Source organism: Kitasatospora indigofera (assembly GCF_014655955.1).
GTDB classification, from domain to species: Bacteria; Actinomycetota; Actinomycetes; order Streptomycetales; family Streptomycetaceae; genus Kitasatospora; species Kitasatospora indigofera.
The window spans coordinates 1-1,235 of sequence record NZ_BNBO01000150.1 but is presented as its reverse complement, the minus strand read 5'-3'; the positions used below and the strand labels follow the sequence as shown (position 1 = coordinate 1,235).

The following is a 1,235-nucleotide window of genomic DNA, read 5'->3' as shown; positions in this document are numbered from 1 at the left end:
ACCGGTGCGCTGGTGCTGACGGGTTGTGGCAGCAGTGGTGGTGGTTCGGATGCTTCGTCGGGTGGTACGACGACGATCAAGCTGGTGGCGGCGGACTACGGCGACTCGGCCGCGAACGGTTCGAAGGCGTACTGGGACGGCGTGGTGAAGGGCTTCGAGGCGGCGAACCCGAAGATCAAGGTCGATGTCCAGGTGGTCAACTGGAACGACATCGACAAGCAGGTCAAGACGATGATCCAGTCGGGGAACTACCCGGACGTGCTGCAGACCGGTGGGTACGCGGACAAGGTCGCGGACGACCTGCTGTACAAGGCGACGGACGTGCTGTCGCCGGCGACGCAGGCGAACTTCATCGAGACGTTCTCCAAGGCGGGGCAGGTGAAGGGGACGCAGTACGGCATCCCGTTCGTGTCCTCGGCGCGGGCGTTCTTCTACAACAAGGCGATCTTCGCGCAGGCGGGGATCACCGAGGCGCCGAAGACGTGGGACGAGGTGAAGAAGGACGCGGAGCTGATCAAGGCGAAGGTGCCGGGTGTGACCCCGTACGCGCTGCCGCTGGGCCCGGAGGAGGCGCAGGGCGAGAGCATGATGTGGGAGCTGGGCAACGGCGGCGGGGTGACGGACGCGTCGGGGAAGTACGCGTTGAACTCGGCGGCGAACGTGGAGACGTTCTCGTGGCTGAAGGCGAACCTGGTGGACACGGGTCTGACGTACCCGAACCCGGCGACGACGGACCGTAAGACGGCGTTCGCGGACTTCGGTGCGGGCAAGGCGGCGATGCTGAACGGGCACCCGTCGCTGATCCAGAAGTCGAAGGACGGGAAGGTGGACTACGCGGTGGCGCCGATCCCGGGCAAGGCCGGTCCGCTGAAGTCGACGCTGGGTGTGGCGGACTGGGTGATGGCGTTCAAGAAGAACGGTCACCAGGCGCAGGTGAAGGCGTTCCTGGACTTCGCGTACAACAAGGAGAACACCCTCAAGTTCGACGAGCTGTACAACCTGATGCCGGTCACCCAGGACACGCTGAAGGAGATGACGGCGAGCGGCAAGCACACGGACCTGGAGCCGTTCTTCGCGCTGCTGCCGTCGGCGGCGTTCTACCCGCTGGGTGACACCAGCTGGGACGCGGTCTCCGCGGAGATCAAGAAGAGCGGTGGCACCGCCGTCGCCGGCGACCCCGCCGCCGTCCTCGGCGACCTGCAGAAGAAGGCCGAAGCCGCGGCCGCCGACAAGTA

The 1,235-nt window shown here is 66.0% G+C and carries 1 protein-coding gene; it reads left to right on the top strand.

All coding sequences use genetic code 11. From position 1 onward, the window contains the following. Positions 1-9: 9 nt before the first annotated feature. Positions 10-1,235: extracellular solute-binding protein (locus IE329_RS39885; RefSeq protein ID WP_190215968.1), on the top strand; the 1,226-nt coding region annotated here is incomplete at its 3' end.